The sequence below is a fragment of the Gloeocapsopsis sp. IPPAS B-1203 genome (assembly GCF_002749975.1).
GTDB lineage: Bacteria > Cyanobacteriota > Cyanobacteriia > Cyanobacteriales > Chroococcidiopsidaceae > Gloeocapsopsis.
In genome coordinates this window covers 699,993-719,356 of the sequence record NZ_PEIG01000001.1, presented here as the reverse complement: position 1 = coordinate 719,356, position 19,364 = coordinate 699,993, and the positions used below count along the sequence as shown (strand labels likewise).

Here is a 19,364-nt window from a genome sequence, read left to right as displayed (position 1 = left end):
GCTAATATTGAACCTATTCATGTTGACATTATACAGTTATTGAGAAGTATGTTATCGAGTTCATACGATGGAATCGTTTCTGCTTTGGCGATCGCCGCTTGATTTTCGTTCTCTAAAATAATCCTAGCTGTAATCTTGGGTAATAAAACTTTCCACTGCATCTCGCTGAGGTGTCCTACCAAAGAAATTTCTAAACCTTCACTGATATCTAAATCTTCTGCCATCAAAAGATTCATCGCAACACTAGACAAAATTAGGTTAGCTTCTTCTTCGGAAATCTCTCCATTATCAACTAGAAGTGTTGTTCGACTGCTATCAGGGTGAGTTGCGATCGCCTGAATAACTTGTAATAATTCGGTACAAAGCGCATCTTCTGACTGTGACCAATCTGGGAAGATAACTAAATTGATTTGCTTGAGATTTAACGGTAAGAGTGTAGCCTCAACCAAAGCCGAACTAACGGTATCCGCCATTTTTGCCCAGGAGAACTTTTGCGCTTGTTCCAAACCAGCAGCCACTAATGAATTGCGAACACTTGGTTTTTGGACTTCGCAAAGTGCATCCGCTAGTTCATCGACATCATCATCATTTACATATATTGCCGCATCTCCAGCCACTTCAGGAATCGAACCATTAGGACAAGTAACGACTGGACAACCACAGGCGATCGCTTCTAAAATTGGTAAACCAAACCCTTCGTATTTCGACGGATAAACCAGTGCAACCGCACCAGAATAAGCAATGCTCAACTCCTCATCACTCAGTTGCAGCATATGCACAACGCTACCAGATGTGTAATTCCTCAATTCTGTTTCTAATTCCCAGCCACCGCCCGTACAAACAATTTCAAAGCCTTGTTTACTACAAAGTTGAGCAAAAGCCTTGAAGAACAAAATAGTATTTTTGTAACCACCACTACCTACCAACATAAAGTAGGGTTTTGTAATGCCATATTTATTTTTAAATTGATTGATATCTTCTAAACAAGCTGGTGAAAATATTTTATGGTTTACTCCATTAGAAGCAACTGTTACAGAGTCTAATGGAATATTTGGAAAAACCTTAACAAGATCTTTTGCTGTGTTTTCTGAAACTGCAATGTATGCACTTGCGTGTTGGATACCGTAATGCTTCTCGCGCCACATAGGATGATTTAAATTCCATCCCATTAGTTCTGGTATCATGTCATGAGCAAGAAATACTGATGGTGTCGATAGTGGCGTTGTATAGTAGCTGGAGATGAATATATCAGCACCTTCTTCATCACATACTTGCTGTAACATTTCACGATCAACATCTGTTGCGTTGTAGTCATAAGCTGGCACAGGACGATATCTAATACTAGGAATAACTGGGGCAGTTCCAGCGCGATCAAGAACAATGATATGTTTAGCAAAACCACTTTCTACCCATTCTTCCAGCAATGATTTCCAAACACGGGCGATACCAGTTTTATAAAGTTGAAAAAATACACCATCAATTATTACTATCAGCTTATTTTTTTCTGCTTTAAAGATTTGATTTTGTATGTTATTCGGAGCTAAAAAATATAATTTCTCTAATAGTTTCTGCTTAGAGAATTCATTATTAACTGTTTCTCGTGCAGCTTGTCCCATTTGGCGACACAGATTTTGATTGGTGAATAACTTAATAGTATAATTAGCAAACTCTGCTGCATTTGTAGCGACAAAGCCATTAATATTATGTTGTATTGGAGAACTTTCTGCTACATTTTGCAAAGCAATAACTGGTAGACCATTTGCCATAGCTTCTACAATCTTTACTTGCTGACCTGTTCCTCCAATTAATGGACATACAGCAAATTTACTCTCAGCATATAGTTGTTTAAGACTTGGAATAAAACCTAGTAAGTTTATACCATCAGTTGGAACTAATAAACTACATGCATCACCTATTACTTGCAGGACAAACTCTGGTGCTTGCGATAATACTAAAGGTAGAATTTTATCTGTAAAATATAAATATCCTTGGATATTGAAATAATTAGGACCGATTACAAATAAAGGAGGATTAGTATAAGTATTATTTATTAACTCTACATTATAAGATAAGGGAATATATTTAACTGTTGTTCGGCAAGTCTGTGTTTGAACGTGCTGTGCTTCTTGAGGAGAAATAGCAATAGTGAAGTCAAATTGGTCATATAACCAATACTCTTCTATGTCAGTATTAAGAGTTAGTTTTGAAAATAAACTTTTATCTAGTAATTTGTGATCTACTTTTCCGGAAATAAATGGAGGCTCAGTAAGAAAGCTACTTATCACTTGCTGCATTTTAGTAGTTAAACTAAGCAAGTCATGCATCTCTATCACTTTTAGAGACGAATTAAATTCATTGCCAATAACAAGCCTTGCCCAAAATGCATAATTTATTACTATTATATCTGGCGACAAACTTTTAAAAAATTTGCGAAAACTTTCGCATAATCCTGGCGGAGTATAAAAATCCCAGTTGAATTCTCCTTTTCTACTAGCATATGTTTGTGCCATGAATTGCTTATCAGCTGAAGTACCTTGATATACCTCTACTCCTATGTCAAAGTTCTTTTGCAAATTTTTGATGCTATCAACTTGCCAGAGATTATCTGTAAGCAAAGTAGACCCGAACAACGTAACATCGTATCCTAATTTCTTGAATGCCTCAAGCATTGATAAACATCGTTGATGTGCGCCTGTTCGTGGTGGATATGGATTATGGGGAAAAAAGATAAGGGCTTTTTTTTTCATGGCTTTATTTTTTCTTGTTTCGAGCTTACCTTTAGCTACTTATACCTTGATGTTGTTGAACTGCATAACAGTTAATGATTGTAATGCACAACTATGTCTAATCCTGAAGCGTCTACACACAGCACAGTATACTTATTATGAATTATCCTCTGTTATGAATCTAACTTGAGGTTAGTGGTGAAAAAATACATGAAAGAATTAACTATCAAAACTGCAAATTTTTTGGCGATTTCCTCCGATACAGCCCTATTTTGTGTATGTAAACTACCACTTTTCCTCACACTAAAATCAAACTAAAGACTTAAAGTAGTTCGTATAAACACTGATTAGACTCTATCTCTACTAGTAGCCCAACCGTGACTTTACTCAAAATTTAAATGACTTTACAGTTTAAGAAGAACTAAAATTCGGTAGATATACTATTGTTGTTTGGTAGAAATAGTGTTTAATTACATCAATAGTTCTTTTTTTAATGTGGTGTTTAGTATAAAATAAATTACGTGTGTACGTGCTTATCTTTAAAAGAAGCCAAAATTAAAAGAAATGGAAATTTTTATGATGTGTGGCTTGTGATGCTTTCGTAGTTTTTAACTAAGAGGTAGTGCATTATTAGGGTTAATAGTGATCGCTCACCTCAACCGCAATTCTACCCAAAGCGATCGCGTAAACTACAAGCAATGAGTTTTTCAACAAAGTGCGATCGCTTTAGTGATGTGAAGAGTGCGATCGCCTACTATTGGTATTTTTTTCTTAAGTGCGATCGCCTAAAATTTAGTGTTTTGCTTGGGTGCGATCGCTTCAGCTGGTGTGACAAGTGCGATCGCCTATTAGTGATTTTCTTGGGTGCGATCGCTTGAGGTATTGTGTGAAGTGCGATCGCAAAAACTATTAGGCGTGACTTTCAAACGAAGTATAATTGCAAAATTGTATACTATTCAGGCGATCGCAGGATATTCCACGGTAGCTTATATGTAAGATTTAAATGGAATTGACTTTTCTAGTGATTCAAAGCAATGAACGACAAAATAAAAGTAGTTCTAGCACAGTTACGAGAATACCTAGAAACACTCTATGGCGCACAGCTTGATCAAGTAGTGCTATATGGCTCTCAAGCTAGAGGTGATGCTCAACCTGATTCAGATATCGATGTTTTAATTGTTCTCAAACAACCTGTTGATTCTTTCGTAGAAATTGAGCGTACTGGAGAGTTTACCTCGCATTTATGCTTAGAAAATAATGTCTTAATCTCCAGAACTTTTACTTCCACAGCACAATTTCAAAACGAAACTGGTGGATTTTTTCGTAATGTGCGCCGTGAGGGAATTGCTGTATGACTCCTCAGCAACAAGCTTTACTGCAAAAAGCTGCTCGGAGTATACAATCTGCAATTATGCAAAACGAAAGTGATTTTTCTGAATTTGCTGCTTCTCGTGCTTATTATGCAATGTTTTATGTTGCTTGTGCCTATCTAGAAGGTGAAGGACTAGCATTTTCAAGTCACTCAGCTGTCATCGCAGCTTTTGGTCAAAGATTTGCTCGCACACAGCGAGTTCCCGCTTACTTTCATCGCCACTTAATCAACGCTATGGATGTTCGTACTAAGGCAGACTATAACGTTGAACCAAATATCACAAAAGAAGATGCCGCGCAGTTAATTATACGTGCACAAGAATTTCTTGAGTTTGCCCAACAAAATATGAATTATACACCACAATAGTTGAAGTATTAGACAGACGCGACCACCCACTTTAACCACATTTTTACAACCAGCGCTTCAACCATGTGCAATGAATCTTCAAACAAAGTGCGATCGCTTTTAGTGGTGCGCTAAGCGCAATCGCCTATGGAAGAGAGTTTCTGATGGGTGCGATCGCTCAAACTACAACCAATGAACTTTCAAACAAAGTGCGATCACTTTAGTGCTGCGCTCCGCGCAATCGCCTATGGCAGTGTGCTACGCGCGATCGCACTTAATGGAGCGTATTAAGGTATCATTATATAGATTGGATACATCTGCGCAAGCTAGATATTTTGTATTCGTGTTTACAGCTACTTGTGACACACAATAATGAAATCAGTTAAAGGTAAATTTCACAACGGTGTAGCAACTCCAGTTGAACCGATCAAAGGTCATGAGGGAGAACCAGTAATCATTACTTTTTTAGACACAGATCAAACTAGCTTATCATCTACAGATGACTTAGGGTGGCAGACGCTGACTCAATTACTAGAAGATTGTGCGGTAGAAACTGGAATTAGTGACTTAGCGCAGCAACACGACCATTATCTTTATGGCAAGCCTAAGCAGGAATAAGCCTTTTGGATAAAATCTTTGTAGACACAGCAGCATGGATTGCGTTGCTTAATACGAGTGATACACTCCACCAGTCTGCTTTTCAAGTAATGAACCAGTTAAAACAACAGAAAGTATTTTTACTAACAACTGAATTTGTTCTTTTAGAAGTTGCTGATGCCCTCTGCGCACCTAATGTGAGAGCAAAAACAATTACTTTTGTTAATGGTTTGCGACAATTAAATATCTTGGAAATTATCCCAATTAGTCAGACATTGTTAAATAATGGATGGCAACTATACAGCCAACGTCTTGATAAAGAATGGAGTTTAACCGACTGTATTAGTTTTGTAGTTATGATGCAAGAACAAATCTCAACCGCTTTTACATCTGACCATCATTTCCAGCAAGCTGGATTTATCAAACTGCTCTAAATATCAAAGAGTGTAGAACAAATTCTGAGAAGAAACTGCTCGCTGTCATTATTAGGTAATGTATGAAGTGGCATCGCCTGTAATTGATATTTTTCTTATAAGTGCGATCGCTTGAGGTATTGTGTGAAGTGCAATCGCTTTGGCTATGGTGAAGAGTGCGATCGCCTTATTCTAAAATAAGATAAGTTTTAATACTCCTGAACAACAAAAATTTGATAAGCTCCTTTCTGATTTGCTTTTTAATCCGAATCAATCTCCTGTTTAAAAGAATTTTTTATAATCAGTTAACTTTCCTCCTGAATTACTCTTTCCAATTGCTCAATCAGTGGTGCTAAATCATTTGTAACCGTATCCCAAACAATATCTACATCAATGGAAAAATAAGCATAAATTAAACGATTTCGCATCCCAACCATAGCTGCCCAAGAAATCTCAGGATGTCTTGTCCTACATTCGGCTGAAATTCTCCCTGCAGCTTCACCAATAATTTCTAAGTCTTTAACAACTGCCAACACTAATATTCTATTGTTAGCTAAATCATCTCTAGTCTTTCCCGACATAAAATCGATAATTTCTCTCGCTGCATCCTGGAGATGACGTAAGCGAGTTAAATCATCAATGGCTGTCATACTGCACCACAGCCTCAGTCATAACTCTGTCTCGGAAATAAATACTTAACTCATTAGGCGTTCTTAAATCTATCTTTCTATCCTTCAGCATTTCTGAAAGTTCCATTTCCATACTTACCAACTTAAAGTAACCTGGAGTTCTCCCTGGCTCAAATTCTACTAAAAAATCAATATCGCTCTCCGGTCTAAAATTATCCCGCAACACCGAACCAAATAACGATAACCTCCGAATATGATGCCGTTGGCAAAACTCAGCAATTTTAGCTTGAGGAATATGAATTGGTAATACAGGCTGCATGATAATCTCCATTGAGAATAATTTTTGTGTATTTCCTGCAATGTAACGATATTCCGTTGCTTGAACCATCACAACCTCCAATTTGCAACCATCTTAAATTGTATTACTTTCATCATTCTCAGCGTACAGCCCAATATAGCCAACTTCATTTCAGCATGATAAACAGGATCTCAGCCAGCATAAAATACTAAAGTTACTTATGCTTAGTAAAACAATTGCACAATTAATCTAGTTCTGTTTCCCATTAAAGCAAGCGCCAAAACGAGAAAAAGTAGATTTAAAACAAAGTGCGATCGCTTTAGTGATGTGAAGAGTGCGATCGCGTGCAAATCAAAGCATTATTTCTACGTAACTAGAACTTGAAAACCACTCATTTCAAAGTGCTGTAATTCAACTTTAGCAGCAGCCCGTTCAATTTCAATACCTACAACCTTACCCTCTGCATCAAAATCTACTACCACATCATCAGCAATTTCCTCGGATTCTAAACTTGGTTTGTCGTTCAACCGAATTGATAATGTATCAGTATCTTGAAAGTAGCGAATTTTCATCTTTGCTCCTGTTGATATTTTCTCATAAAGCTGCGGTCAAAAAAAGCATTGTGAATTGTTTCTCTATCTTCGAGGTGACTACTCTTAAGACTTTATTACCATATTCTGCAATCATTCCCCAAAAGCGGACTCGCCCGTCAGCTAATGTCAGACTGAACTTCTTCCTTCAGGGGGTTGTCAATCACACGCTGACACCATTCGCGCTGAATTTCAGGACGTTCCAGTAGCTTCTGTTCAAAGTAAGCTGTAGTCTTCATTCTTAATTGCTATAAACAGCATCTCAGTATCCTGAGATAGTTTACATTCTGATCAGAGCCATCGCTCAAACTATGAGCAATGAACTTTCAAACAAAGTGCGATCGCCTATGGCAGTGTGCTACGCGCGATCGCAAATAGTTCTATATTAATGATTTCGATCGTCTTTACAATCAGCTATGAGCACTCCTAATAATGCCACGCAGCTACACCTAATGAATCCACTGACACGCTTTTCTGATCGAGCATCAGATTATGCAAAATATCGCCCTAGCTATCCGCATGAAGCGATACAAGTTATTTTGCAAGGATTACCATCACAAATTGTAGCAGCTGATATTGGTGCAGGAACGGGTATTTCCTCGCGATTATTAGCACAGCAAAAAGTCAAGGTTATTGCCATTGAACCTAATGCAGCAATGCGCCAAGCAGCAGAGTCTCATCAGTTAGTAGAATTTCGGGATGGAACTGCAGAAGCAACTTGCTTACCTAATAACTCTGTTAATTTAGTCACTTGCTTTCAATCATTTCACTGGTTTAACCCTGAGACAACTTTAGAAGAATTCCATCGTATTTTGCAACCATCAGGACGCTTAGCACTCGTCTGGAATGAACGCGATCGCTCTTGTTGCTTTACTGCCGAATATATTCAGTTGATAAGTGAAGTTTCCAATCGTCACCCTATTGAATCATTACGCCTCAAATCAGTGGAACCATTATTTGCAACACCATCTTTTATTAATATTCAAAAACACGAGTTTGCCTACAAACAAGCTTTAGATTTATCTGGATTGATTGGTTGTGCTTTAAGTGTTTCCTACGTGCCATGCGAAGAATCAGCACAGCAGTATCTGATAACAAAGTTACAAGAATTGTACAATCGTAATTGTGACAAACAAGGCTTAGTCTATATAATCTACCGCACTAATGTGCATCTTGCAGAAACTCAAATTAACTAATTTAAGAAAGGGTAATATTTTTTTCATCTCTTGCCAAAATTTCCATCAATGCTTCTAAAAGTTCATTCTGTTCTTTTTGAATTGCCTCTAATCTTTGAGAAATTTCGGCAATTTGTTGAGATCTATCTTTAATAATTTGAGTGTTTGTTTGCGATAAAGTAAGTTGTTCGGGGATTGGATGACGTGGTAATCTATTCGTTACTATATTTGCTAAATTTCCTAAGGTGCGAACAACAACAATAAATAATCCTTGGAGTAGCTTTAATGGAGTTTGTAATACAGCCGCTGCAATTTTATCAACTAGACGACCAATTGATTTAATTAAACTCCAGGCGATCGCAATAACAAACAAGCCAAGAATTATGCTAATAATCGGGTGTTCGGTTGCCCAAATGAGAGTTTGCACCAAACGTAAAATCGCCGGATGATCCTGCAACCAATGACTTGTAGAAGATGCGATCGCTTTAGTTGCTGCGCTTTGCGTAATCGCATTTTGAATATCTATTTTGTCTGTATCTGTTAATTTATCTTTTACGTGTTGCGTAGTTGTTTGTATGCGATCGGTAGCTCTAAATAAAATATCTTTTACCTGGTCAATACTGTGATATACTTTTTGTTGTAATTCGCTGTTTACTGTTGTCATAGTAAAAGCACCTCAAAAGTAGAAATATTAAATTTTGGGACGGGGTAATAGGTAATGGGTAATGGAGAACGCGGTAATTCTTAATAAGTATTCTTCCAATGACCAATGACCAGTTACCAGTTACCAATTACCACCTTTAACTTATATTCTTACTTACTTTAGTTGTTGAAATTGGACGCGCAGTCCATCTTGAGGGCGACTAGTAGGAAACCTGGTATCTTCTAAATTTTGATGGGGTAACAATTCCCATTGGTAGTTACGTAATAAATGTGCTGAAATAACTTTCATTTCCATTTTGGCAAACGCGATTCCGACACAAATTCGCGATCCACCACCGAAACCAATTAAACTGTAGGGACGTTGTTTGTGTTCTTGACGTTGCGGACTAAAACGGTCAGGATTAAAATGTTGTGGTTGAGAATAAATTTCTGCTAGCTGGTGGGTAATTTTAATTGAATACGATACCATCCAACCTGCTGGTACATAATAGCCTTTGAATTCAAACGGCTTGACGACACCACGAAAGCCACCCGCAACCGGAGGATGCAACCTTTCAACTTCAGCTAAAATTTGGTCGAGATAAGGCATTCTGCCTAATTGTTCTAGTGATAATATTCCCTGTTGGGCTAACTCAAATTGCTCATTTCTTGCCCGTTGTAACACTTCTGGATGAAGTGCTAATTCTAAACACAGCCACGTCAGCATTGCAGTTGTTGTTTCATGACCAGCAAAAAGTAGTAGCATAGCTTGAGCGACAAGTTCGCGATCGCTCATTCGGCTTCCATCTTCATCACGCGCTTGTACGAGTAAACTGAGTGCATCTTTAGTCGGGTTTTGCTGGCGTTCTTTGACAACTTGAGCGAGGTGCTGCAAAATTTGATTGCGTGCGGCGATCGCTTTGCCTAATTTTGTGCCAGGTAAACGTAGCGGATTTACAGCAAATAAGCCATCTGTCAGTGTAGTAAATAACTGACTCAACCGTGTAACTTCTGCACCTGTATTCGTTCCTAGTAATAGTTGACTTGCAATATCAAAAGTGAGTTGTTTAAATTCTTCATACCAAACAAATTCGCCTTTTTGTTGCCATTTTTGGAGATATTGTTGCGTTAGTGTCTCCATTACACCAAAATAACTTTCTAGTGCTGCACCATGCATCGCTGGCATAATCAGACGGCGATTTCTGCGGTGTTCTTCACCATCTTGAACAAACAGCGATTCTCCGAGTAAGAGTTTAAAATTATCAGGCCATCCCTCCCGCCAAGAGAAATGATCCATATGGCTAGCAAGAACAAATTCTACAGCCTCTGGACCAATCATAAACACCGTAGGTCTACCAATAATTTGAGTGCGAAAAATAGGACCGTACTGTTGATAGCGCTTTTCGACAAAATGCGGATCGAAGCGAAACGACAGTGATTCTCCAATGATAGGTAAACCTGTTTGACCAGGAGGAAGGCGATAATGACTCATTGGTAAGTGAGTGGGTGAAAATAAATGTCATTTGAAGGTTGGTCATTGGTAACTGGTAAAAGGATGGTCATTGGTAACTGGTAATTGGTAATTGGAAAAATACTTATTAAGAATTACCGCGTTCCCCATTACCCATTACCCATTACCCATTACCCGATAAATGTTGTGTGTGATATTTAATTATGCCCACCTACTTAGTTATAATCCCAAATCGGTGACAGCACCGACGCTGCTAGATGATACTAATTTGGCATACTTTGCTAAAACGCCTTTGGTGTAACGCGGTTGTGGTGGTTGCCATTTTGCCCGACGCGATCGCAATTCTTCATCAGATACGTGCAAATTCAATAAGCGCTGTGGTGCATCAATCGTGATTGTGTCACCTTCTTGCACAAGTGCGATCGCACCTCCTACCGCCGCTTCTGGGGCAACGTGACCGACTACCATACCATAAGTACCACCGGAAAACCGTCCATCGGTAATTAAGCCTACCGAGTCACCCAACCCAGCACCGATAATGGCACTTGTAGGCGCTAGCATTTCGCGCATTCCAGGACCACCTTTAGGACCTTCGTAGCGAATGACTATGACATCACCTGCAACAATCTTGCCTGCTAAAATGGCATCAAGACACGCTTCTTCTGATTCAAAGACTCGCGCAGGACCTGTAATAACTGGTTTCTTCACACCTGTAATTTTCGCAACTGCGCCTTCTGTTGCTAAATTGCCACGTAAAACTGCCAAGTGTCCTTGCTGATATATCGGTTTATCCCAAGGGTGAATCACAAATTGATCCGGACGTGGTTCGGCGGGAACATCGGCTAAAACTTCAGCCACAGTTTTCCCTGTAATTGTGAGTGCGTCGCCATGCAGTAAATCATGGACGAGTAGCATTTTCATGACTTGGGGAATTCCACCAGCGCGATGCAAATCTGTCGCGACAAATTGCCCGCTGGGTTTTAAGTCACACAGTACCGGAACGCGGGCGCGAATGGTTTCAAAGTCATCTAGTGTTAACTTTACTCCTGCCGTGTGAGCGATCGCGAGTAAATGTAACACAGCATTTGTTGAACCACCCACCGCCATAATGACTGATATGGCATTTTCAAAAGCGAGGCGCGTGAGAATTTGTCGGGGTAATAACTGGTTGCGAATGGCTTCTACTAATACAAATGCAGATTTTTCTGTACTATCAGCTTTTTCTGCATCTTCAGCTGCCATTGTTGAAGAATAAGGTAAACTCATTCCCATTGCTTCAAATGCGGAAGACATTGTATTAGCCGTGTACATTCCTCCACAAGAACCCGCACCAGGACACGCTTTGCGTTCAACTTCTAAAAGTTCTTCGTAAGGAATTTTACCCGCGCTGTATTGTCCGACAGCTTCAAATGCACTGACAACCGTTAAATCGCGTCCATTGTGATGACCAGGCTTAATCGTACCACCATACACAAAGATTGCGGGAATATTCATGCGAGCGATCGCAATCATTGCCCCTGGCATATTTTTATCACAACCACCGATTGCCAGGATCCCATCCATACTTTGTCCCGTACACGCAGTTTCAATCGAATCTGCAATGACTTCACGCGACACTAAGGAATATTTCATTCCCTCAGTTCCCATCGAGATACCATCGCTGATGGTGATCGTACCGAACATTTGCGGCATTGCGCCAGCGGCACGAACTCCAGCTTCAGCGCGTTGCGCGAGTTGATTAATTCCCATATTGCAGGGAGTGATTGTGCTATGACTATTGGCAATTCCGACGATCGCTTTAAGAAAATCGTTATCTCCAAACCCTACTGCACGCAGCATTGCACGATTAGGCGATCGCTGTACGCCTTGGGTAACAACGTGGCTTTTAAAATTGTCCGGCATCTTAATGGATTCCTGATGAGACGCAATGAAGATTGTAGCTACCAGCAAGGGCGAATTACACTACTGTTTCTTGATTGTCTCAAATTTCGTAACGCTTGGTAATGGGTAATGGGTAATTGGTAATTGGTAATTGGTAATGGGTAATTGGTAATTGATTAGCACTAAGCTGATATTCTCATCACTAGCCACTAGCCACTAGCCACTAATCACTCATGAACTGTACCATCTGGCATAATTGTTCCTTGTAATTTTGCTCCTGTCAAGAATGCACCCCAAATACTTGCGCCTTGTAAGTCAGCACCACTTAAGTTTGCCATCCTGAGATCTGCCATTTTCAATTCTGCACCATTGAGGTTAGCGCCTTGGAGATTTGCTGCAAATAAATTTGCCCCATTAAGGTTAGCACCACTCAAGTTTGCTTTACTTAAGTTTGCTTTACTCAAGGAAGCTTCTCTAAAATTAGTACCTACTAAGTCAGCTTGACTGAGATCAGCCTCACTCAGCGATGCTTCACGCAACGAAGCACCACTGAGGTTAATTTTCGCTAAGCTAGCACCAATCAAATTAATAGCTTTAAAATCTCGTTCTCCAGCGATGTACTTTGCGATTAAATCGGAAGTATCCATAGTACCCTCTTGAGTGCGATCGCATGAAAGCGCTGCGCTGTGCGCAATTGCTTGTATTAGTTTGCAACAAATAAAAAATGCAAGAAGTAAAAAAGAGTACAAGTGATTCAAAATCTAAATATTGATTTCTTTTTAGACTTACGGAGATCTTGCCTGTTCCACTAAACACTAGCCACTAAACACTAGCCACTATGCAAATCACTCAATGTCTCCATGCTGCACTTCTTGTCACCGACTTGCAACGTGCCGAAGATTTTTATAGCAATGTCTTGGGCTTGTCTAAATCAGCAGCGCGAAACCTCAATTTTCCAGGTGTATGGTATCAAATTGGTGACTTTCAACTCCACCTAATTGTCGCGCCCACTGTTCCCCCACAAATTCAAAACTCAGAAAAATGGGGACGTAATCCCCACATTTCCTTTGCTGTAGACGACTTAGACACCGCAAAACAACAGTTAACAGCCCACAACTACCCCATTCAAACCAGCGCCTCTGGTAGATCCGCACTCTTCACCAAAGATCCTGACAACAACATCATCGAACTCTTCCAGCATGCTAACAGCTAATTGCTAATCGCTCATTCATGAAAATCATCGCCTACACTTACAGCGATCCTCTCCTGGAATCTTCACCCGATCCCACAATCTGGGGTTGGGAAACTGACTGTATCTACCAAGATCTCGGCAAACGCACGCAACTTCAACAACTTATTAAAGACTATCAAACTGAACCAGCATATCTTCTGATCCGCAAAATTCAAGAACTTGGCGATTCAGTACAAGAAGTCAGCGATCGCATCACTCAACTCCAAGCACTAAACATCAAAATCATCACTACCGAACACAACACTACCGATATCCAAAGCGACTTAATCCAACTTCTACAAGCGATGCAAAGCGAACAACGTAGCCGCCGCATTCGCCAGGGACACGCGCGCAATCGGATCAGCGCCCAACCTCCACCAGGAAAAGCCCCTTATGGATATCGTCGCGGTAAAGACAAATATGCATTAGATCGCAGTGCTTCCCCCGTCGTCAAAGATTTTTTTGAACACTTTCTGCTATACGGTTCCTTACGCGGTGCAGTACGTCATTTAGCCCAAAAATACAACAAGAAAATTTCTGTCACTACTGGGCGACGCTGGTTAACGAATCCTGTCTATCGCGGTGATACTGCGTATCAAAACGGTGATGTGGTTGCAAATACCCACGTTCCAATTATCTCTAGAGAAGAAGCCGCACAAGTCGATCGCCTGTTACGACGAAATCGACGTTTACCACCACGCACCGCGAGTGCGCCGCGAAGTCTTGCGGGTTTAGTTGTTTGTCAAGAATGTCAATCGCCGATGACAGTAGTGCGCGTCACGACTCACCAAAAAAAGAGTGAATATCTCTATTTACGTCCTACACTTTGCCCCAAACGTCCAAAATGTCGTGCGATCGCTTATGCTCAGGTTTTAGAATGCACAATTGCTACAGTGTGTCAAGATTTACCGCGTGCAGTTGCTGGGATGAATTTTCCGCAGTTAGATGCAGTTAAGGAGTCTTTAAATCGGGCGATCGCCTCCAAACAACAAATACTTGCTCAGTTACCCAATTTAATCACTACTGAAATTTTAGATCCTGAAACCGCACAACTAAGAGATTACAAACTCCGCACCGAAATATCCGAATTACAAACACAACTTGCAACTTTACCACCAGTCAATTTGCGATCTGTTGCACAAGCAGTTTCAATTCCTCAATTTTGGTTAGATTTATCCGAAGCTGAACGCCGCTTTTATTTTCGCGAATTTATTCGACAAATTCAGTTGATCCGCCAAAATGATAAATGGCATCTGCAAGTAATTTTTGTTTTTTAGTCTAATTAAACCCCAGACTGCACGCACCACAAACTAGCATAGATGCCATTAAGTGCTAACAGTTCCTCGTGTTTACCCTGTTCGACAACTTCACCTTTATCCATGACATAAATACGATCGCTGTGCCGAATTGTTGAAAGACGATGTGCGATCGCAATTGTTGTCCGATTTTGCGTAATCACGAATAAAGACTTTTGAATCGCCGCTTCAGTTTCATTGTCCACTGCAGATGTCGCTTCATCTAAAATGAGAATTGGCGGATCTTTGAGAATCGCCCGCGCGATCGCTAGTCGCTGTCGTTGTCCGCCCGAAAGTTTTTGACCGCGTTCGCCAACAATCGTATCGTATTTTTGCGGTAGTTGCTCAATAAATTCGTGTGCCTCTGCTAACTTGGCAGCGTGAATAATGTCATCATAACTAGCGTCAAAGTTACCGTAGACAATATTTTCGGCAACTGTACCGTGAAATAGAAACACATCCTGACTTACCCAACCAATACAACGCCGCAGATCTAGTAGTCGCAACTCTCGAATATCGATGTCATCAATCAAAATTTGTCCGGCTTGAATTTCATAAAAACGCAATAGCAGTTTTACCAGCGTACTTTTACCGGAACCTGTTGCACCAACAATGCCGATATTTGCCCCAGCCGGAATGTGCAATGATAAGTTTTTGAGAACGTGATTGCGATCTTTGTAGGCAAAAGTAATATTATCAAGCCGTACTTCACCTCTTACTGCTTCTAAAGGTAACGAATGACTACCTGTAGGAATCGCAGTTGGAGTATCTAATAACCGCATCACGCGTCGGATCGAAGCCATTGCGCGTTGATACTCGTCCATCAGTTGGCTTAAAGACGCAAAGGGCCATAGCAGTAGTTGGACAATAAACACCAAAAAGCCATAAGTACCCACTGTGATGTTACCATTAGCCACTGCAACACCACCAAAAAACAGCGTGGCAATGAAACCCAAGACAACTATCAAGCGAATCAGTGGAAAAAAAGCAGCACTAAGTGCGATCGCTTTTTGGTTACTGCGACGATAGGCTTCACTTTCGTCCATAACACGCGATCGCTCATACGGTTCAGCAGTAAAGCTTTTAATCGTTGCAATCCCTGAGAGGTTATTAGTTAAACGACTACTAATCAAACCTGCTTTTTCTCGGACGTCAGCATAGCGCGGTGCAAGTCGATTTTGAAATGCTAATGAACCCCAGAAGATAAAAGGAATCGGTATAATTGCAAAAGGCGCAACACTCGGAGCGATAATTGCAAACGAGCCACCGACAGCGAGAACTGTCGTGATAAAATGGATAACTTCTGCTGCTCCCGAATTGAGAAACTGTTCTAATTGATTGATATCATCATTCAAAATTGATAGAAGTGTTCCTGTAGAACGTTCTTCAAAGAAATTCAGTTCGAGTTCTTGTAAATGCGTGTAAGCATCAAGGCGTAATTCATGCTGGATTGTTTGGGCTAGGTTGCGCCACTGGCGATCGTATAAAAATTCAAAAAGTGATTCTAAGCTCCAAATTAGCAGCGTTAAGAGTGATAGCACCCCCAGCTGCCCTACAATACTGGTAACACCCAAGCGCGAAATCAGCGAGTTCTCCCGTTCCACCACGACATCTACTGCAACCCCAATTAAGTATGATGGTGCCAAGTCACAAAGTGTGTTGAGGATTGTACAGGCGATCGCACTCCATATTTGAGTTCTGTAGCCTTTGGCGTAGCGTAATAACCGTAGGAGTGGGTGCTTTTTACCAACCGAGGAAAAATGCATAATGCTATTTATTTTTATACTTGAATACTGATAACTAGAGGCTGAACATAACTATCTATTTGCAAATTTTTGTAAAGTGCTTTTTTGTTGTAGGCGCAAGGTTTAAGTAATCAAATTAACTGCTGAACGATCTTAATAGCTTTTGAGACATTCAGTCTATCCAAAAACGGCAAATTTTTATCCTAAAAAGGTAACTTTCTGATAAAATCTAATGAATAAATTTCTTGTTTAGTTAGAAAAGTATTCAGCTATTTCTTTACCTCGATATACAAGATTAAACAAGAATGTAGCTAGAGAATATTGTGCTAATTAGGTGGTATCAGTATATATCTCGCGTTCCTTCCGCAGGATAGATGCTTTAACCAATTACCTATTACCAGTTCTTGAGTGACACTTGTTTGCAAGACTTACTTGTTTTATTCATCTAAATATGCTTTTGAGCCGTTAATGACAAAACGCACCGATATCAGCACTAAAAGGTTAATTAGTCTCGCACCCGATAACTGGGTAAGATAGATAACAAAAATACCCAATATTGTAGCTAAGGAAATTCTGAATTCTGAGTTTCAATGGATATCTAGAGAAAGTGATGTTTTAATCCGCGTTCAAAATTCTCAAACACAAGAAGAATTTCTCGTTCTCAACGAGTTACAATTGCGTTACACTTCCAAAATGCCGCGTCGGATGCGTGCCTATGCAGGACTTGCAGAAGAGAAGTATAATTTACCAACTTATCCTGTTTTAATCAATATTCTCAAGTCAACAGACACAGCAATTCCCACGACATATACTGCGAACGTTGCGGGTTTACAAGTGCGTCAAGACTACCGAGTAATTAATTTATGGGAAGTCGATGTCAACATAGCTTTCCAGCAATCATTACCTGCACTGCTACCTTTTGTACCCATTCTTAAAGGTGGAGAGGATGAATCGATAATTCGCGAAGCTTTGCAAATCTTACGCAATAACGAACAGTTAAACCAACTTGAAACGGTTTTAGCATTTTTTGCTACGTTTGTCCTAGAGAGTACACTAGTTCAAGAAATCATGAGGTGGGATATGGCTGTATTACGCGAATCACCTTGGTACCAAGAAATATTACGTGAGGGAGAAGCACGCGGACAAAGACAAGGAGTCCTTTCTAGTATCGAAACTAGCTTGGAAGCAAAATTTGGCAGCGATGGATTAGAGTTGATGCCACAAATTACTCAAGTTTCTGATTTAGAACGTTTAAAGTTGATTTTACAGAATATTATCACAGCTAACACTGTTGAGGAATTGCGATCGCTTCTGTAATTTAGGCAATGTGTAGATGTAGTCTCTAGGTTCTCTGAGTTATATTTACTCTGCTTAATCAACTTGAAGAAGTAGAAAAACGCTTAAAAATCGCTGTTTATACCCAAATATTGGCGGGGTTAAAATCCAACAAGGAGTTGATACAGCAAATATTTCGAGAGGGGATGATGCGCGAATCTGTAATTTATCAGGAAATCTTGGCTGAAGGCGAACAAATCGGAGAACAACGCGGACGCTATTCAGAAGGGCGATCGCTTGTGCTGCGTCAACTCACCTGACGTATAGGGGAATTACCGCAGATATGCGAACTCAAATTGAATCTTTATCCTTAGCACAAGTAGAAAATCTGGCTGAAGCCTTACTAGACTTTCAGGAAATCGCCGATTTAGAAGCTTGGTTGAGTCAAGGCGTTTAGTTTAAAGCTAATCTCAATTTCGTTAGGTGCTTTTATATGCATAAATAACTGAATTTGTCAAGGAAATAATGCGCAGACGCATTGGCGAAGCCTTCTCGTAGAGTAACGGCTTGTCTGTGACACTGCACGGTTAATTGTTTAGCAATTCTGCGAAGGAACAATGGCAGGATTTGCAAACGAATAGCGTGTGTTTATTAGGTATTTATATAGCTCATTTAGTATTTCATGCGCCGCGAGGATATTGAGTCCACGCCAGACCGAAAAATCTACTATATACACTTGATTATTCTGTACTGCTTTGAGCTTAGACCATAAAGGCTTTTGCTGAAGCCGTTGTATAAAGGAGTTGTCATCTTTTCGTAACGGTGCAATAAACAAGATATCGCTATCAATCTCTGGCAAAATTTCTTCAGAAATCAAAATTTCACCTGTAGCATCTGAATCTTCAAAGCGCGGATTAAGCAATCCCAAGTCATTTAAGATTCCGCCTGCAAAAGATCTTTTACGGGCTATATATAATTCTCCAGCAGCAACATAGGCGAAGGATATACGAATTGACTGTTGGCGATCGCCTAGTGTCTGCTTGAGTTCCTCAACACGTCGATAATAGTCATCCGTCGAGTAGCTACTTCGGTTCTTTCAAGTACTCTGGCAGCATCTTTGAGGTGTTGTTTCCAATTACCCCTAGTTTCTACCCAGGGTAAAATTACTGTAGGCGCAATTTGTGATACATATTCATAGGTATCTTCAAAGACTGGATGCGAAATAACAATAATTAAGTCAGGTTTGAGAGATAGAAGTTTTTCCAAATTGGGTTGGCCCGATGGACTGCGGAAAATTTCAACTCCATCTGCGTTTCCTTTAAAGTAACGAAAGTCATCTTCTATTTCAGTTGTTATCCATGTTGCGAGCGGTTTAATATTTAAAGCAAGGACAACCGCAAGACTATTGAAGTCCAAAGTGACAATTCGTTTTGGATTGAGGGGAATACAAGTTTCTCCTCTGGCGTGTTGCACTACGCGACATTCTGTATTTGGCAGTTTGGGGTTTGTAGCATTCTGAGAAACACTGCTACTACACGCTGAAATAAATGTACACATCAAAACACCTAATAAAAATAGGGAAATCAGGCGACGTAAGAGTATTTTCATCAACATTTACTTCGTAAAACCCGATAAGCAGCCATCTTTAAAAATTCTTGCCCGTTAAGTTTTATTAGTAA

19 protein-coding genes and 2 pseudogenes are annotated in these 19,364 nt (G+C 40.1%); 10 read left to right on the top strand and 11 right to left on the bottom strand.

Annotated features, from left to right (window positions below; all coding sequences use genetic code 11):
• Positions 1 to 17: 17 nt before the first annotated feature.
• Entirely contained in the window at positions 18 to 2,747 is a 2,730-nt protein-coding gene (locus CSQ79_RS03220) for a glycosyltransferase (protein ID WP_099699729.1), read from the bottom strand.
• 677 nt (positions 2,748 to 3,424) lie between these two features.
• Between CSQ79_RS03220 and CSQ79_RS27020 the strand changes: the two genes are divergently transcribed.
• From CSQ79_RS27020 to CSQ79_RS03200, 5 genes are all read left to right on the top strand, one after another.
• Positions 3,425 to 3,604 carry a hypothetical protein gene (locus CSQ79_RS27020; protein WP_143755416.1) on the top strand — a complete coding sequence of 60 codons (180 nt, stop codon included), beginning with the start codon at positions 3,425 to 3,427 and terminating at the stop codon, positions 3,602 to 3,604.
• Between the two features lie 156 nt (positions 3,605 to 3,760).
• Positions 3,761 to 4,081 carry a nucleotidyltransferase domain-containing protein gene (locus CSQ79_RS03215; RefSeq protein ID WP_099699728.1) on the top strand — a complete coding sequence of 107 codons (321 nt, stop codon included), beginning with the start codon at positions 3,761 to 3,763 and terminating at the stop codon, positions 4,079 to 4,081.
• On the top strand, positions 4,078 to 4,464 hold the full coding sequence (locus tag CSQ79_RS03210; protein ID WP_099699727.1) for a HEPN domain-containing protein: 387 nt from the start codon (positions 4,078 to 4,080) through the stop codon (positions 4,462 to 4,464). The genes CSQ79_RS03215 and CSQ79_RS03210 overlap by 4 nt, the downstream gene beginning before the upstream one ends.
• Positions 4,465 to 4,815: 351 nt before the next feature.
• Positions 4,816 to 5,061: a hypothetical protein gene (locus CSQ79_RS03205; RefSeq protein ID WP_099699726.1), complete on the top strand. Its 246-nt coding sequence runs from the start codon at positions 4,816 to 4,818 to the stop codon at positions 5,059 to 5,061.
• Between the two features lie 5 nt (positions 5,062 to 5,066).
• On the top strand, positions 5,067 to 5,474 hold the full coding sequence (locus CSQ79_RS03200) for a type II toxin-antitoxin system VapC family toxin (RefSeq protein WP_099699725.1): 408 nt from the start codon (positions 5,067 to 5,069) through the stop codon (positions 5,472 to 5,474).
• A gap of 284 nt (positions 5,475 to 5,758) precedes the next feature.
• Here the strand turns inward: CSQ79_RS03200 and CSQ79_RS03195 are convergent, their stop codons facing one another.
• The 3 genes from CSQ79_RS03195 to CSQ79_RS03185 all read right to left on the bottom strand — a co-directional run bounded on the left by CSQ79_RS03195 (position 5,759) and on the right by CSQ79_RS03185 (position 6,952).
• Positions 5,759 to 6,103: a HepT-like ribonuclease domain-containing protein gene (locus tag CSQ79_RS03195; RefSeq protein WP_099699724.1), complete on the bottom strand. Its 345-nt coding sequence runs from the start codon at positions 6,101 to 6,103 to the stop codon at positions 5,759 to 5,761.
• Positions 6,090 to 6,413 (bottom strand): nucleotidyltransferase family protein, encoded by a 324-nt coding sequence (locus tag CSQ79_RS03190; protein WP_502693906.1) that lies wholly within the window; start codon positions 6,411 to 6,413, stop codon positions 6,090 to 6,092. Before CSQ79_RS03190 ends, CSQ79_RS03195 begins: the two co-directional genes overlap by 14 nt.
• Before the next feature lie 332 nt (positions 6,414 to 6,745).
• Positions 6,746 to 6,952, bottom strand: coding sequence for a DUF2283 domain-containing protein (locus CSQ79_RS03185; protein ID WP_099699723.1), 207 nt, complete (start codon positions 6,950 to 6,952; stop codon positions 6,746 to 6,748).
• A 434-nt stretch (positions 6,953 to 7,386) separates the two neighbouring features.
• On the opposite strand from CSQ79_RS03185, the gene CSQ79_RS03180 reads away from it, so the two are divergent.
• Complete coding sequence (locus CSQ79_RS03180) at positions 7,387 to 8,166, top strand: class I SAM-dependent methyltransferase (protein WP_099699722.1); 780 nt, start codon at positions 7,387 to 7,389, stop codon at positions 8,164 to 8,166.
• Between the two features lies 1 nt (position 8,167).
• Here CSQ79_RS03180 and CSQ79_RS03175 read toward each other — a convergent pair whose 3' ends face one another.
• From CSQ79_RS03175 to CSQ79_RS03160, 4 genes are all read right to left on the bottom strand, one after another.
• Positions 8,168 to 8,809 (bottom strand): hypothetical protein, encoded by a 642-nt coding sequence (locus CSQ79_RS03175; RefSeq protein WP_099699721.1) that lies wholly within the window; start codon positions 8,807 to 8,809, stop codon positions 8,168 to 8,170.
• 153 nt (positions 8,810 to 8,962) lie between these two features.
• The gene (locus tag CSQ79_RS03170) at positions 8,963 to 10,279 is read right to left on the bottom strand and encodes a cytochrome P450 (RefSeq protein ID WP_099699720.1); all 1,317 of its coding nucleotides are present in this window, start codon (positions 10,277 to 10,279) and stop codon (positions 8,963 to 8,965) included.
• A 198-nt stretch (positions 10,280 to 10,477) separates the two neighbouring features.
• On the bottom strand, positions 10,478 to 12,160 hold the full coding sequence (gene ilvD, locus CSQ79_RS03165) for a dihydroxy-acid dehydratase (protein WP_099699719.1): 1,683 nt from the start codon (positions 12,158 to 12,160) through the stop codon (positions 10,478 to 10,480).
• 206 nt (positions 12,161 to 12,366) lie between these two features.
• Entirely contained in the window at positions 12,367 to 12,786 is a 420-nt protein-coding gene (locus tag CSQ79_RS03160) for a pentapeptide repeat-containing protein (protein ID WP_099699788.1), read from the bottom strand.
• Positions 12,787 to 12,977: 191 nt separating this feature from the next.
• On the opposite strand from CSQ79_RS03160, the gene CSQ79_RS03155 reads away from it, so the two are divergent.
• Both CSQ79_RS03155 and CSQ79_RS03150 read left to right on the top strand, forming a co-directional pair.
• Positions 12,978 to 13,352, top strand: coding sequence for a VOC family protein (locus CSQ79_RS03155; RefSeq protein ID WP_099699718.1), 375 nt, complete (start codon positions 12,978 to 12,980; stop codon positions 13,350 to 13,352).
• A 17-nt stretch (positions 13,353 to 13,369) separates the two neighbouring features.
• Positions 13,370 to 14,647 carry a recombinase family protein gene (locus tag CSQ79_RS03150; RefSeq protein WP_099699717.1) on the top strand — a complete coding sequence of 426 codons (1,278 nt, stop codon included), beginning with the start codon at positions 13,370 to 13,372 and terminating at the stop codon, positions 14,645 to 14,647.
• A gap of 5 nt (positions 14,648 to 14,652) precedes the next feature.
• Here the strand turns inward: CSQ79_RS03150 and CSQ79_RS03145 are convergent, their stop codons facing one another.
• Complete coding sequence (locus CSQ79_RS03145; protein WP_099699716.1) at positions 14,653 to 16,431, bottom strand: ABC transporter ATP-binding protein; 1,779 nt, start codon at positions 16,429 to 16,431, stop codon at positions 14,653 to 14,655.
• Positions 16,432 to 16,878: 447 nt separating this feature from the next.
• Between CSQ79_RS03145 and CSQ79_RS03140 the strand changes: the two are divergent.
• Positions 16,879 to 17,727: pseudogene (locus CSQ79_RS03140) on the top strand (Rpn family recombination-promoting nuclease/putative transposase).
• A 53-nt stretch (positions 17,728 to 17,780) separates the two neighbouring features.
• Positions 17,781 to 18,142: pseudogene (locus tag CSQ79_RS28780) on the top strand (DUF4351 domain-containing protein); the annotation flags it as partial.
• A gap of 138 nt (positions 18,143 to 18,280) precedes the next feature.
• Here the strand turns inward: CSQ79_RS28780 and CSQ79_RS27325 are convergent.
• Positions 18,281 to 18,697: an ABC transporter substrate-binding protein gene (locus tag CSQ79_RS27325; RefSeq protein WP_502693905.1), complete on the bottom strand. Its 417-nt coding sequence runs from the start codon at positions 18,695 to 18,697 to the stop codon at positions 18,281 to 18,283.
• A gap of 17 nt (positions 18,698 to 18,714) precedes the next feature.
• On the bottom strand, positions 18,715 to 19,293 hold the full coding sequence (locus tag CSQ79_RS27320; protein ID WP_289500383.1) for an ABC transporter substrate-binding protein: 579 nt from the start codon (positions 19,291 to 19,293) through the stop codon (positions 18,715 to 18,717).
• Positions 19,294 to 19,364: the final 71 nt, after the last annotated feature.